Below are 12,756 nucleotides of genomic sequence, written 5' to 3'. Positions count from 1 at the left end.
CCATGATCGCAGCCGGTACGGACGTAGGGCACTCCCCGTTCAGCATGCGGGCGGCGCGGATCGCCGGGTACGCGCGAGACTGGAGGTATGTGCCGCAGCATCAAGACCCTCCGCCCGCCCGTACTCCCCGAAGAGGCCACCGAGGACGAGGTCAGGGCCGCCGCCCTTCAGTACGTCCGCAAGGTCTCCGGCTTCCGGGCACCGGCCGCCCACAACCGCGAGGTTTTCGAACACGCCGTCGACGTCATCGCGGCGGCCACGGCCGAACTGCTCGCCGGCATCGAGGTGCGTGGCGGGGGTGGGGGCGGTGGTACGACGACAGCCCGGCACGCGTCCTGAGGAACGCGCGCCGGGCTGGGCTGGGCTGGGAGGTTATTGGCTGAGCCTCTGAGTCACCGAGCCCTTGGGCCGGTGAACCGAGGCCACCGAACCTCTAACCGACCGTCCACTTCTGGTTGTCGCCCGTGCCGCAGGCCCACAGCACCAGCTGGGTACCGTTGGCCGTGGCCGCGCCGTACGCGTCCAGGCAGATGCCCGCGTTGACGTTGGTGATCGTGCCGTCGGTGTTGATGTTCCACTTCTGGTTGTTGCCGCCGTGGCAGTCCCAGATGACGACCTTCGTGCCGTTGGTCTTGCCGCTGTCGTAGGCGTCCAGGCACTTGTTGCCGTACACCACGAGTTCCTTGCGGGAGGTGTACGTCCACGCCTGGTTGGAGCCGCCGTTGCAGTCCCACAGCTCGGCCTGGGTGCCGTTGGTGATCGTGCTGTTGAAGAGGTCCACGCAGCGCCCGGACTGCTTGCCGACGATCAGGTTGCCGTTCGTGCCGGGGACCGGCTGGACGGTCAGCGTGCCCAGAGTCGGGCCGTTGGTGACGGCGAGAGTGTTGGCGGTGCCCTTGGACAGGGCGACCTGGACGGAGATCGTGCCCGGGGTCGAGCCGGTCGGCGGGAACGACACCGTGGTCGCCGTCTGGCCGTTGACCTTGAGGGTCGCCGTCCGGGCGGTGCTCGTGTTGTTCGTGTACGTGAAGTCGGCGACCGCGACACCCGTGTTCGCCGCGCTCACGCCGGTGTAGGTGGCGGCGGAGTCGGGCTCGTACGCGCTGCTCGCCGCCTCCGTGCCGCCGGTGACCGTCAGCAGGACCGAGCCGCCGGCCGGGACGCTGGCGGTGTAACCGGTGGCGTACGAGCCGATGTTGGTGCGGCTCCACAGGTCACGGACGGTCGCGGACGCGCTCGTCAGACCGAGGTCGGCCCAGCGGACGGTGATGTTCTGGGCGGAGGAGGTGCGGTTGAGGAGCACGGCGGCACGCTTGCCGGTGCCGGCCAGCACCTTCCCGTACACCTGTGCGCCCGTGGTGTCCTCGGCGACCTTGACGCCCTGGAGGCCGCGCGGGTCCTGGTCCACGGCGACGACCTCGGGGTTCTTGAGGATCGCGGCGGACTCGGCGGTCATCGTCGAGAGGTTGTTGCCGGCCAGCAGCGGGGCGCCGGAGATGGCCCACAGGGCCATGTGGGTGCGGTTCTGGGCGGCGGTGAGGCCGGTCATGCCGACCATCAGCATGTCCGGGTCGTTGTAGTAGCCGGTGTGCTGGGCGGTGGGGTGCAGGCCCTGGTCGTAGTTGGACAGCATGTTCGTCATCGAGGGGTTGTTGCCCCAGTAGACGATGTCGGTGCTGGTCCGGAACAGGGGAGCGAGGCCGGGGGCCCAGTTCCAGGTGTTCTGGTAGCCCCAGTTGCAGATGGAGAGGGTGAGCGGGCGCCCGGTGGTCGCGGACGCGGTCGCCACCGCGTCGCTGATCGACTTGTACGTGGTCGCCGCGTCGAGGCCTTCGACGTCACCGCCGCACCAGTCGACCTTGACGAAGTCGAAGCCCCAGGTGGAGAACTGGAGCATGTCCTGCGCGTAGTGGCCCTCGCTGCCGCTGCCCGGGGCGGCGGGGCGGCCCGTCGGGTAGTAGTAGCCGCAGCCGTCCTTGCCGGCGTCGGTGTAGATGCCGGCCTTGAGGCCCTTGCTGTGGATGTAGTCGGCGATGGCCTTCATGCCGCCGGGCCACTCGGCCTGGTCGACCGTGATGTTGCCGGCACTGTCCCGGGTGCCCTGCCACCAGCCCTCGTCGATGTTGATGTACTTGTAGCCCGCCTTGGGCAGCCCGGAGGCGACGAACGCGTCGACCTGGCCCTTGATCACGCTGTAGTCGATGACCGCCGCGAAGCTGTTCCAGGACGCCCAGCCCATGGGGGCGGTGGGGACCGGTATCTGGCGTGTGGAGGCGGCGACGGGGGCGGTGTCGCCGAGGGCGGTGGCCTCTTCGGCCTGCGGCTGGGCGAAGAGGAGGGCGGCGGTCGCCGCGGTGGCCAGGGCGAGGGCGCGTATCGCTGTGCGTCTGAAGAGGGATGAGCGCGGCGGGGGGTACATGCGGCTCCTTTCCGGGGCGCGGCGTTGCGATTCCCGGAGAGTTGGTCGATATTTCGAACCACGATCGGCGAACCGAACGAGGGGGCGGGCTGAAATTAGAGCGACGGGAGGGTTAAGTCAACGGGTGGGACAGAAAGGGTTTTCCCAACCGGGTGATTTCAGGCGGGGATTGGGGAGTGAGGGTGCCTATGGGCTCGCGGGGGTCCCGCGTGGTGGCGGGTGCGGCGCCGTCGTGGCTTGTCGCGCCCCGCGGCGGAGCCGCAAAATGACACAGCCCCGCGCCCCCATAGGGGCGCGTCTCCGCGGCGCCCGTCAATAGGTGCCCGTGCGGACGGCACCGCCTATCCGGGTGCGCCCGTCACCCTGGGTCGGCGCATCAGGAAGGCCGCGCCCGCGCCCGCTCCGAAGAGGGCGGCCACGGATACGCCCGTTGCCAGCCAGGTCGCGCCCAGCCACTGGCCGCCGAAGTAGCCGAGGGCGACGCTGTACGCGGCCCAGGCGAGGCCGGCCACGATGGACCAGGGGAGGAACTCGCCGACCCGGCGGTGGGCGGCGCCCGCGCCGAGGGAGACGACCGAGCGGCCGGCCGGGGCGAAGCGGGCGACGACGACCAGGATGCCGCCGCTGTGCGCGAGGGCCTGGCCGAGACGTTCCTGCGCACTGGTCAGGCGCCGGGAGCGGGCGATCGCGCGGTCCAGACGGGCCCCGCCGTGCCAGGCCAGCCGGTACGCCACCAGGTCGCCGAGGACCGATGCCGTGGCCGCGCACAGGGTGAGCGCGAGGATGTCGGGGACCTGCTGCGGTACCTGCCCGGTGGCCGCGCCCGAACCGGCGGCGGCTGCCGTGGCGGCCGTGATGACCAGGACGCCGCTCGGCAGTACCGGCACCAGGACGTCGAACAGGACGGACACACCCACCAGGGCGTAGATCCACGGGGTCCCGGTCAGGGACCCCACACTCTCAAGCACCGCAGACTCCCCGAAACTCCCCCGTCGGCCCGATCCGTGCCGCTACCTCGCGGGGGAGCGGCGGGCGGCGTGTGACAGCCATACAGCGTACGCGGGGGGTCTGACAGGAGATCCACTGGGGCGCATGTGTTCGGCACACGATGTTCACCCTGACGTACGCCGGTGCCCATCCACGGGATTCGAGGATGGGCACCGGCGTACGAACGAGCGATGGATCAGCTGGATCGGCCGGATCAGGCGGCTACCGGGGTCTTCTCCCGCGACCCCTTCGTCGCGCCCGACGAGCGCTTCGCGAGGAACCGGTCGAGGCCGAAGGCGCCGGAGCCGGTGAAGACGAGCAGGAAGAACGCCCAGCAGAAGGCGGCGGCCAGTTCGCCCTGGTTCTGGATCGGCATGAGGGCGCTCGGCTGGTGGACGTCGAAGTACGCGTACGCCATCGCACCCGAGGCGATGAACGAGGCGGCGCGGGTACCGAGGCCCAGCAGGACCAGGGTGCCGCCGACCAGCTCGATGACTGCCGCGTACCAGCCGGGCCAGGTGCCGGCCGCGACGGTCTCCTCGCCGCCGAGGACGCCGAAGAGCGAACGGGCGCCGTGGCAGGCGAAGAGCAGGCCGACCACGATCCTGAAGAGGCCGATGGCGTAGGGCTGAGCGTTGTTGAGGCGAGCGGACATGTGGGGGATGTCTCCTTCGGTCGGGACCGTTCCGTTCGAAATCTTTCGAGAACTGCGGACGGAGCGGTCCGGGGGGCGGAACCGAGCGGGTAATCCACCGTAGGGGCGCCTAATCGACGCTTGCAAGTTCAACATTTGGCCACTGCTCTGCCTCCCGATGGGCCTCCGCCTGCCGTTCCGGTTCGCCGATTTCCGCACGTGGAGCGGCTGTTGGGGGCATCCGCAGCACCGCCCGTGCGACCGCATCCGCGTCCGAAAGCGTGACCGAATCCACGCCAGGGCGGGCCCCGGCGGCCGTCACCCAGTGCACGCCCTCCGTGGGCACACCGAACGCCAACCTCCTTGCTTGTGACCGTCCTTGACGAGTCATCAGGAAGCACCGACGAGGCTCGCCGCCGGTGTGGGATGCCTCACCCGCTCAGCTTCGACTCCATGACGGTCTCCAGCCGGGCGCCGTTCTTCTGACCCTGGGTCCGCTCCAGTCGCAGCCGGGCCGAACGGCCGTGCAGGGTCAGGGTCATCAGCATGTTGCCGAACCAGGGGCCGCCGTCCGTCTTGCGCCAGGTGACCGGTGGCCGCGGGACCCGGCCGTGCCGGGCGAGGCTGCGCCCCAGGGCGCGGCCCAGGCCGCTCCAGCCCAGGCGGAAGCCGACCTTGATGTAGCGGGGGATGGCGTTGTGGACGGGGGAGCAGGTCAGCTGGAAGACGCGGGCGTCCGGGCGGTCGGCCTCCGGCCAGGTGGGCTCGGCCGCGTACGCGTGGTGGACGTCCCCCGACAGGACCAGCACCGTCGCCGGCGCGCCGGGGCCCGAGCCGGCCTCCGCGATCAGGTCGGCCAGGGCGGTGAACGAGGTGGAGAAGGCCGCCCAGTGTTCGAGGTCGGCCCCGCGGCGAAGCTTCTCCCCGAACCGGGCCCAGCGCGCGCCCCGTTCGCCCCGGCACAGGGCCTCGTCCCACGCCTCGGCGTCGTGCACGAGGTGCGGCAGCAGCCAGGGGAGCGAGGTGCCGATGAGGAGGTGGTCGTAACTGCCGGGGTCGGCCAGCGCCTGTTCCCGCACCCAGGCCTCCTCGCCCGGGTCCAGCATCGCGCGCTGGTCCTCGTCGAGGACCCGGGCCGCCCTGCTGTCCACCATCAGTAGACGTATACGGCCGAAGTCACGCCGGTAGCTCCAGCGGACCGAGGCCGGGTCGGCGTCCGCCCGGGAGGCGAAGGCGCGCACGGCGTCCGTACCGTCGGCACTCTCGCGTACGGCCGCGTACAGCGGGTCGGCGGCGAGCTCGGCCGGGGCGAGGTTGCCCAGGTGCTGGTGCACCCAGTACGACATCAGGCCGCTCAGCAGCCGCTCCCGCCACCAGGGGGTCTCCCGCATGTCGGCCAGCCAGGCGGCGCTGGTGTTCCAGTCGTCGATGACGTCGTGGTCGTCGAAGATCATGCAGCTGGGGACGGTGGAGAGGAGCCAGCGGACCTCGGGGTCGAGCCAGGACTCGTAGTAGAGGTGGGTGTACTCCTCGTAGTCCGCGACCTCGGCGCCCGGCGGTTCGGACAGGTCGCGGCGTCCGGCCAGCCAGTCGCGGGTCGCGTCGGACACCTCGTCGGCGTACACCTGGTCGCCCAACAGGACGAGGACGTCCGGGCGTTCGGCCGTGGGGTCGGCCGCGATACGCGCCGCCAGGGTGTCCAGGGCGTCCGCGCCCACCGGGTCCTTTTCGTCGGCGGCCGGCGCCGCCCAGCGGCAGGACCCGAAGGCGACCCGGAAGGCGTCGCCCCCTCCTTCACTCGCTCCTTCGCCCGTTCCCTCGCCCGCGTCCTCCTCGGGGGTGCGGATGACGGAGGGCGGGAAGGACGAGTCGGGCAGCGGCCACACGCGGACGCCGTCCAGCAGTACCTCGTACGGAGTCGTCGTGCCCGGGGTGAGGCCGGTCACCGGGATCAGAGCGTAGTGGTGCCCCGCGACCTGGAAGGTGCGGGTCCCACCGCCGGCACCGTCCGCGCAGCGCGCCTCGGCGGTGCAGGGACGGCTCGCCTCGACCCAGACGGTCGCGGACGAACTGTCGGCGTACCTCAGCAGCGGTCCCAGGCGAAGTTTCGCCACGTGATCTCCCGACCCTTTCCATTTCCATGGTGGGGCGAGCCTCTTCGGCTCGCCCTCCGACGTCGCCCCGTACGGTACGGAACGACATCGGAGGGCGGGGAGGTTCTGTGCATGGTGCAGTTAATCAGCAGCCGCTGAGGACCGAGCTCAGCTTGGTCTTCTCGGCGGAGTCGATCGAGAGGTCGTAGTAGTACTTCACCTGGACCCAGGCGCGGACGTACGTGCAGGCGTACGAGGTGAGCGGGGGCATCCACTCGGCCGGGTCCTGGTCGCTCTTCGACTGGTTCACGTTGTCCGTGACGGCGATGAGCTGGGGCCGGGTGAGGTCGTTGGCGAACGCCTGGCGCTGGGCGGTGGTCCAGCCGCTGGCGCCCGAGTCCCAGGCCTCGGCGAGCGGGACGAGGTGGTCGATGTCGAGGTCGGAGGCGGCGGTCCAGGTGGCGCCCTCGTAGACGGAGTACCAGCTGCCGCTGGTGGCGGCGCAGGCGGAGCTGGTGACGACGTTCGTACCGTCCCGCTTCAGGACCGTCTCTCGGGTGTTACAGGTGCCGGAGATGGTGATCCAGTGCGGGAACAGGTCGCGGTCGTAGCCGGTACGGTCCTCGGTCGCCACGGTGAGCGAGGCGAGGTAGGTGCGGGCGGTGGCGGCGCTGACCGGGGTGGGGAGAGCGGCGGAGGCGGTCGGACCGTTGAAAAGTCCGACCGAGGCTATGAGTCCGGTGAGCGCCGCGAGTATGCTGAGCCGTCGACGCGCGTAGAACTTCGGCATGCGAACTCCCTCGGGGGATGGGGGTGTTGAGCGCGAGCGAGTGAATCGTCGCGTCGCTTGATTGCCGTGAGATGTGCGGTTGGTAAGAAGTTAGTGACGTGGGCATGACATAACAACCCTTCGGGGTCGGTTATCGTGGACGGTGCAGAAGGGGAGTAGCTCTTCGCCGGACCGTCGACATACCGCTCAGCTCGTCTGGGCCGGCGCCCGGAGGCAGGTTCCGCACAGGCTGTGCGGACCGGCCGGCGAGACCTTCGGCAGAGCAGCACATGCGTGTTACGTGTGCTGCCGTGCCGAGGTGTCGCAGCGCGGTAGGCGTGAAGTCATCGCACTCTCGGTGGGGCAGCCCCGACCGATTGAGGAACCTTGATCAGCTTCAGTGTCACGGCGCTCGTCTTCGGCGTCGTCTTCCTGGCCGAACTCCCGGACAAGACCGCCCTCGCCGGGCTCGTCCTCGGCACCCGTTATCGCGCCTCGTACGTCTTCGCGGGCGTCGCCGCCGCCTTCGCCGTCCATGTCGCGCTGGCCGTCGCGGCGGGCAGCGTCCTCACGCTGCTGCCGCAGCAGCTCCTCCACGCGCTGACCGGTGTGCTCTTCCTGGGCGGGGCCGCCGTGCTGCTGCTGCAGAAGGGGGCGGCCGATGCCGACGGGGAGGTGCGGCGGCCCGAGGACCAGTCCTTCTGGAAGGTGTCCGGGGCCGGTTTCATGATCGTCCTGGTCGCCGAGTTCGGCGATCTCACGCAGATCATGACGGCCAACCTCGCCGCCCGCTACGACGATCCGCTCTCGGTCGGCCTCGGCGCGGTGCTCGCGCTGTGGGCGGTTGCGGGGCTGGGGATCGTGGGGGGCCGGGCGCTGATGAAGCGGGTGCCGCTGGAGCTGATCACCAGGGTCGCGGCGGTGCTGATGCTGGGGCTCGGGGCGTGGAGTCTCTGGGAGGCGGTGACCGGGTAGGCGGCAGGTGGGTGGCGTGCGGGGCCGCCCTGGAAGTGGCCGGGCGGTGAACGATCGGTCAAGGCGGTAGCGGGAGGCACGGTTTCTTTTGTACCGTGTAGGAACAAAGTGGCTCCCGCCCGTTTTCCCTGACCGGCGGGCGGGGCCGCCTTGGCCCTGTACCTGTTCCTTGGAGCCTGCCGATGACGGCCACCACCGTGCTCACCGCCCGCGCCCTTCTCCTCGACATGGACGGCACCCTTGTCAACTCGGATGCCGTCGTCGAGCGCGTCTGGCGACGCTGGGCGGACCGGCACGGGCTGGACGGCGACGAGGTCATGAAAGTGGTGCATGGACGGCAGGGGTACGCCTCCATGGCGGTGCTGCTGCCTGGCCGGCCGATGGAGCAGAACCACGCCGACAACGCGCGGTTGCTCGCGGAGGAGACGGCCGACCTGGACGGTGTCGTCGCGATACCGGGTGCCTTCGAGTTCCTGGCGTCCCTGCAGGGGCTTCCGCACGCGCTGGTGACCTCCGCCGACGTCGCGCTGTCGACCGCGCGGATGGGTGCGGCGGGGCTGGGGCTGCCCGACGTTCGCGTCACCGCGGAGTCCGTCGGCGCGAGCAAGCCGGATCCCGAGGGGTTCCTGAAGGGCGCTGCCGAGTTGGGGGTCGACCCCGCCGACTGTGTCGTCTTCGAGGACTCCGGGGCCGGGATCTCGGCGGGGCGTGCGGCGGGGATGCGCGTGGTGGGGGTTGGACCGCGGGCCCATTACCACCGGCCGGATGTGCTGGTGCCGGATCTGGTGGGGGTGCGGGTCGAACGTGTGGAGGGTGGGGAGTTGCGGCTGAGTTTCGGGGCGGGCGGCGTTTCCGGCCCGTCCGGCGACTGAGGACGAGGCCCCTTCAGGGCCGAAGTGGGGGTCTGGGGGCGGCAGCCCCCAGTGACGTTCACGCGAACGCCGGGCGCCCCCCAAGCCTGCGCGGCCCTACGGTTCCGTCGTCTCCGACTCCAACCGCTCCCGCGTTGTCCGGTCGTACACGCCCGGTTCCTCCGCGGCGATGCCCCGCGTCGTCTGGTACTTGGTCACCGCGGTCTCGACGTTGTCGTCGTAGACGCCGTCGGTGTCGTTGAGGTAGATGGCCAACTGCTGCAGCCGCAGCTGGAGTTCGAGAACCTCGGCGCCGTGGTCGCCGGGTCGCAGGACGGGGGCGGTCTCCTTTTCGTCGCCGCCGGGAGCCGAGGTGATCGTGCCGGTGGCCTGGGCGGTCGCCGGTGCCTGGGTCGGGGTGGCCGACCTGGACGGGGTCGCGGAGGGGGCCGTCCGCGTGGGCGAGAGGGTCCGGATCGCGCTGCGGGACGGGATGGGGGTGGGGGTGGGTGACGTCGACGCCGACGGCGTAGGACTGCCGGACGGAGTCGGGGACGCCGCGCTGGTCGTCGCCGCCGGCACACTCTCCCGGACCTCCTGGGCGGCCGTGTTGTTCCGGTCCGGCTTGTCGTACGTGAACATCCCGCCCGCGAGTCCGCCCGCCGCCAGTAGGACGACGACCGCTCCGGCGGCACCGAGGAGCAGGACCCGCGGGCGGCGGCCCGAAACGCTCGGCAGCTCGTCATCGGCCGGGCGGGCGGGGTTGTCCGAGGGGTGCCGTACGGCCGGTATCGCGGTGGTCGCGGCCTCGTCGGCCCCCCAGCCGGGTACCTGGACCGCCGGTATCGGCATCGTGGTCTCGGCCGCTGCCTGGTCAGGGACCGGATGTTCCGGCGACGCGTGATTGTCCGGAGTCAGTTCCACGTACGGGCGTATGCGCAGGGGGTCGAAGTCCTCCGCCGCCGCGGCCTCCGCCGTGCGTGCTTCGAGGTGGGCGTCGGCGGCGCGTTCGGCGCAGGCGCAGGAGGGCGTGTTGTCGGCTCCCCTGGGCGCGCCGCACTCCGGACACACGTGCCCCTTCGGATCGTTCACTGCGCGTCGGTTCCTTTCGCGTACGAACCCCCGTACGAATCTCAGAGGTTATCCAAAGCCTCTTCACACCTTCTCCCGGAAGCACCCGGAATCCGGGCTTCCATCGAATCTCGTGAGGATTCGACAGGCCATAACCGGTCACACCGACCACGATGGGGGTGTCACAAGAGTCACAGGGGGACTTCACAGGAGGACTTCATGGCCGGGGAAGCGCACGGCAGGACGGGAGATGTCGCTGACGGGCGACCGGCGGCTCCTGGGCCCGAACACGTGCCCGGGAACGTCCTCGTCTCCATCGGTGCCCTGCTGCTCGGCATGCTGCTCGCCGCCCTCGACCAGACCATCGTGTCGACCGCGCTGCCGACCATCGTCAGTGATCTCGGCGGAATGGATCACCTGTCGTGGGTGGTCACCGCCTATCTGCTCGCGTCGACGGCCGCGACTCCCCTCTGGGGCAAACTCGGCGACCAGTACGGCCGCAAGCGCCTGTTCCAGGCCGCGATCGTGATCTTCCTGATCGGCTCCGCGCTGTGCGGAATGGCGCAGAACATGCCCCAGCTGATCGGATTCCGGGCGTTGCAGGGGCTCGGCGGCGGCGGGCTGATGGTGCTGTCGATGGCGATCGTGGGCGATCTGGTCCCGCCGCGTGAACGGGGCCGCTACCAGGGCCTGTTCGGTGCCGTCTTCGGCGCGACCAGTGTGCTCGGGCCACTGCTCGGCGGGCTCTTCACCGAACACCTCAGCTGGCGCTGGGTGTTCTACGTCAACCTCCCCGTCGGCGCCGTCGCCCTCGCCGTGATCGCGACCGTCCTGCGCATCCCGCGCCGGTCCGCACGGCACGTCATCGACTACCTGGGCACCCTGCTCATCGCCTCCGTCGCCACCTGCCTGATCCTCGTGACCTCCCTCGGCGCCTCCTGGGGCTGGGGCTCGGCACGGATCGTGGGCCTCGCGGTACTCGGCGTCGTACTCGCTGTCGCCTTCGTCCTCGCCGAGCGGCGGGCGGCCGAACCCGTCCTCCCGCTCAAGCTGTTCAGGCTGCGCACCTTCACCCTCACCGCCGTCATCAGTTTCATCGTCGGCTTCGCCATGTTCGGCGCGATGACCTATCTGCCGACGTTCCTCCAGGTCGTCCATGGCGTCTCGCCGACCATGTCGGGCGTGCACATGCTGCCCATGGTGTTCGGCCTGCTCCTCGCCTCCACCGCCTCCGGCCAGATCGTCAGCCGCACGGGCCGCTGGAAGGTGTTCCCCGTCGCGGGCACCGGCGTCACCGCCCTCGGCCTCCTCCTGCTCCACCGGCTCGACGAGCACAGCTCCACCGGCGAGATGAGCGCCTACTTCCTCGTCTTCGGCGTGGGCCTCGGCCTGGTCATGCAGGTCCTGGTGCTGATCGTGCAGAACGCGGTCTCGTACGAGGATCTGGGCGTCGCCACCTCCGGCGCCACCTTCTTCCGCTCCATCGGCGCCTCCTTCGGCGTGGCAGTCTTCGGTACGGTCTTCGCCGGCCGCCTCGGCGACAAGCTCACGGACGCCTTCCGGGGCGTACAACTGCCCGCCGGGGTCTCGGCGGACGCGCTGGAGTCCGACCCGCGCGGCATCGCCGCCCTCCCCGAGGCCCTCCGCCCGCCCGCGCTGCACGCCTACGCGTCCGCCATCACCGACGTCTTCCTGTACGCCGCTCCCGTCGCCGTTCTCGGCTTCGTCCTCGCCTGGTTCCTGCGCGAGGACCGGCTGCGCGGCTCGGTGACCGCGCCCGACGTCACGGAGACCCTGGCCAGCAACCCGGTCCAGCGGTCGTCGTACGACGAGGTGTGCCGCGCGCTGTCCGTGCTCGGCACCCGCGAGGGGCGCCGCGAGATCTACCGGACGATCACCGCACGGGCCGGCCTCGACCTGTACCCGGCGGCGAGCTGGCTGCTGCTGCGCATCCGGCGGTACGGGTGGGCGGAGCCCGCGGTGCTGGCCGAGCGGAGCCTCGTACCGCCGGCCGTGATCATCAAGGCCGCCCGACAGGTCGAGGAACGGCGGCTCGTCGTACGCGAGGGCCTCGACATGATCCTCACCGACGAGGGCCGTGAGGCCGCCGAACGGCTGGCACAGGCCCGTGAGGAGTCCCTGGCCGAGCTGCTGGGCGACTGGTGGGGCCCGGACCGGCCCACCGACCTGGTCCAGCTGGTGAAACTGCTGAACGAGGAGCTGTGCGGCTCGGACGCGGAACAGCCGTACAACGGCTCGGCGGACAGGTTCAGTTGACGCGGTCCGGCCTCTCCTGATCGTCTCGCTCCTGACCGTCCCTCTCCTGGTCGTCGTCCAGACTCTTGCGGAACCAGTGTTCGGCGTACGGGTTGTCGTTGTAGGGCGCGGTCTCCGAGTAGCCCAGGCGTGCGTACAGGGCGCGTGCCTCGGCCAGGTCGGAGCGGGTGTCGAGGACCAGGTGCCGGGCGCCGAGGGCCCGTGCCGCCCCCTCCGCCGCGGCCACGAGGAGCGCGGCGCCGCCCCTGCCCCGCATCCCCTCGCGCAGGAAGACCCGCTTCAGCTCACCGGTCGTGGCGTCCAGGAGTCGTACGCCCGCGCTGCCGGCCGGCTCGCCGTCGTACCGGGCGACGAGCAACTGTCCGTCCGGCGGGGCCAGTTCGGCACCGGATTCGGCCGTGACCCCGCGTTCCAGCTCACCGGGGTCCGTACGCCGGCCCTGGTGCAGGAGGTACCAGCGGTCGCTGACCTCCGTGTAGTACGCCCGCCAGAGTGCGGCGGCGACAGGGGAGTCGAAGGGTTCCGGGGTGATGGTCCAGGTCATGACCGGCATTCTCCGGAGCGGCCCCGGCGGGTGCGCAACCGAATATGCGTGACCTGCGAGTCCCGCACCAGCCTGTTTGGGGAGCGACTTCCGGGCAACTCGGGACTGTGACCGCCCTGTTCGGACCGTCGGTCGG

11 protein-coding genes and 1 pseudogene are annotated in these 12,756 nt (G+C 70.6%); 4 read left to right on the top strand and 8 right to left on the bottom strand.

What is annotated here, in order from left to right; all coding sequences use genetic code 11:
- Positions 1–87: 87 nt before the first annotated feature.
- Positions 88–339, top strand: a complete 252-nt coding sequence (locus G3I71_RS13390) for a DUF2277 domain-containing protein (RefSeq protein WP_164314289.1) — start codon at positions 88–90, stop codon at positions 337–339.
- A gap of 94 nt (positions 340–433) precedes the next feature.
- On the opposite strand, the gene G3I71_RS13385 is transcribed toward G3I71_RS13390, so the two are convergent.
- The 6 genes and pseudogenes from G3I71_RS13385 to G3I71_RS13360 form a co-directional block, all read right to left on the bottom strand.
- On the bottom strand, positions 434–2,419 hold the full coding sequence (locus G3I71_RS13385) for an RICIN domain-containing protein (protein ID WP_164314287.1): 1,986 nt from the start codon (positions 2,417–2,419) through the stop codon (positions 434–436).
- 341 nt (positions 2,420–2,760) lie between these two features.
- Positions 2,761–3,387 carry a VTT domain-containing protein gene (locus G3I71_RS13380; RefSeq protein ID WP_164314285.1) on the bottom strand — a complete coding sequence of 209 codons (627 nt, stop codon included), beginning with the start codon at positions 3,385–3,387 and terminating at the stop codon, positions 2,761–2,763.
- 233 nt (positions 3,388–3,620) lie between these two features.
- Complete coding sequence (locus tag G3I71_RS13375; protein ID WP_164314284.1) at positions 3,621–4,061, bottom strand: DoxX family protein; 441 nt, start codon at positions 4,059–4,061, stop codon at positions 3,621–3,623.
- A 109-nt stretch (positions 4,062–4,170) separates the two neighbouring features.
- A pseudogene (locus G3I71_RS51095) lies at positions 4,171–4,434 on the bottom strand (FAD-binding protein); the annotation flags it as partial.
- 37 nt (positions 4,435–4,471) lie between these two features.
- Complete coding sequence (locus G3I71_RS13365; protein ID WP_164314282.1) at positions 4,472–6,154, bottom strand: alkaline phosphatase D family protein; 1,683 nt, start codon at positions 6,152–6,154, stop codon at positions 4,472–4,474.
- A gap of 124 nt (positions 6,155–6,278) precedes the next feature.
- On the bottom strand, positions 6,279–6,923 hold the full coding sequence (locus G3I71_RS13360) for an HNH endonuclease family protein (RefSeq protein ID WP_164314280.1): 645 nt from the start codon (positions 6,921–6,923) through the stop codon (positions 6,279–6,281).
- A gap of 366 nt (positions 6,924–7,289) precedes the next feature.
- Between G3I71_RS13360 and G3I71_RS13355 the strand changes: the two genes are divergently transcribed.
- The gene (locus tag G3I71_RS13355) at positions 7,290–7,877 is read left to right on the top strand and encodes a TMEM165/GDT1 family protein (RefSeq protein WP_164314278.1); all 588 of its coding nucleotides are present in this window, start codon (positions 7,290–7,292) and stop codon (positions 7,875–7,877) included.
- 176 nt (positions 7,878–8,053) lie between these two features.
- Entirely contained in the window at positions 8,054–8,749 is a 696-nt protein-coding gene (locus tag G3I71_RS13350) for an HAD family hydrolase (RefSeq protein ID WP_164314416.1), read from the top strand.
- Positions 8,750–8,845: 96 nt separating this feature from the next.
- Here G3I71_RS13350 and G3I71_RS13345 read toward each other — a convergent pair whose 3' ends face one another.
- The gene (locus G3I71_RS13345; RefSeq protein WP_164314277.1) at positions 8,846–9,820 is read right to left on the bottom strand and encodes a peptidoglycan-binding protein; all 975 of its coding nucleotides are present in this window, start codon (positions 9,818–9,820) and stop codon (positions 8,846–8,848) included.
- 198 nt (positions 9,821–10,018) lie between these two features.
- Between G3I71_RS13345 and G3I71_RS13340 the strand changes: the two genes are divergently transcribed.
- Positions 10,019–12,076: an MDR family MFS transporter gene (locus tag G3I71_RS13340; protein WP_164314275.1), complete on the top strand. Its 2,058-nt coding sequence runs from the start codon at positions 10,019–10,021 to the stop codon at positions 12,074–12,076.
- On the opposite strand, the gene G3I71_RS13335 is transcribed toward G3I71_RS13340, so the two are convergent.
- Positions 12,069–12,620 carry a GNAT family N-acetyltransferase gene (locus G3I71_RS13335; protein WP_203730093.1) on the bottom strand — a complete coding sequence of 184 codons (552 nt, stop codon included), beginning with the start codon at positions 12,618–12,620 and terminating at the stop codon, positions 12,069–12,071. The two genes, G3I71_RS13340 and G3I71_RS13335, sit on opposite strands and share 8 nt — an antisense overlap.
- Between the last annotated feature and the right edge of the window lie 136 nt (positions 12,621–12,756).

This window comes from Streptomyces sp. SID12501 (genome assembly GCF_010550245.1).
Taxonomy (GTDB): domain Bacteria; phylum Actinomycetota; class Actinomycetes; order Streptomycetales; family Streptomycetaceae; genus Streptomyces.
This window is presented reverse-complemented; position numbering and strand designations above follow the sequence as displayed.

Excerpts from the sequence above, each read along its gene's own strand:
- G3I71_RS13385 (WP_164314287.1), bottom strand. The coding sequence starts at position 2,419 with ATGTACCCCCCGCCGCGCTCATCCCTCTTCAGACGCACAGCGATACGC.
- G3I71_RS13390 (WP_164314289.1), top strand. The coding sequence starts at position 88 with ATGTGCCGCAGCATCAAGACCCTCCGCCCGCCCGTACTCCCCGAAGAG.
- G3I71_RS13340 (WP_164314275.1), top strand. The coding sequence starts at position 10,019 with ATGGCCGGGGAAGCGCACGGCAGGACGGGAGATGTCGCTGACGGGCGA.
- G3I71_RS13375 (WP_164314284.1), bottom strand. The coding sequence starts at position 4,061 with ATGTCCGCTCGCCTCAACAACGCTCAGCCCTACGCCATCGGCCTCTTC.
- G3I71_RS13335 (WP_203730093.1), bottom strand. The coding sequence starts at position 12,620 with ATGACCTGGACCATCACCCCGGAACCCTTCGACTCCCCTGTCGCCGCC.
- G3I71_RS13360 (WP_164314280.1), bottom strand. The coding sequence starts at position 6,923 with ATGCCGAAGTTCTACGCGCGTCGACGGCTCAGCATACTCGCGGCGCTC.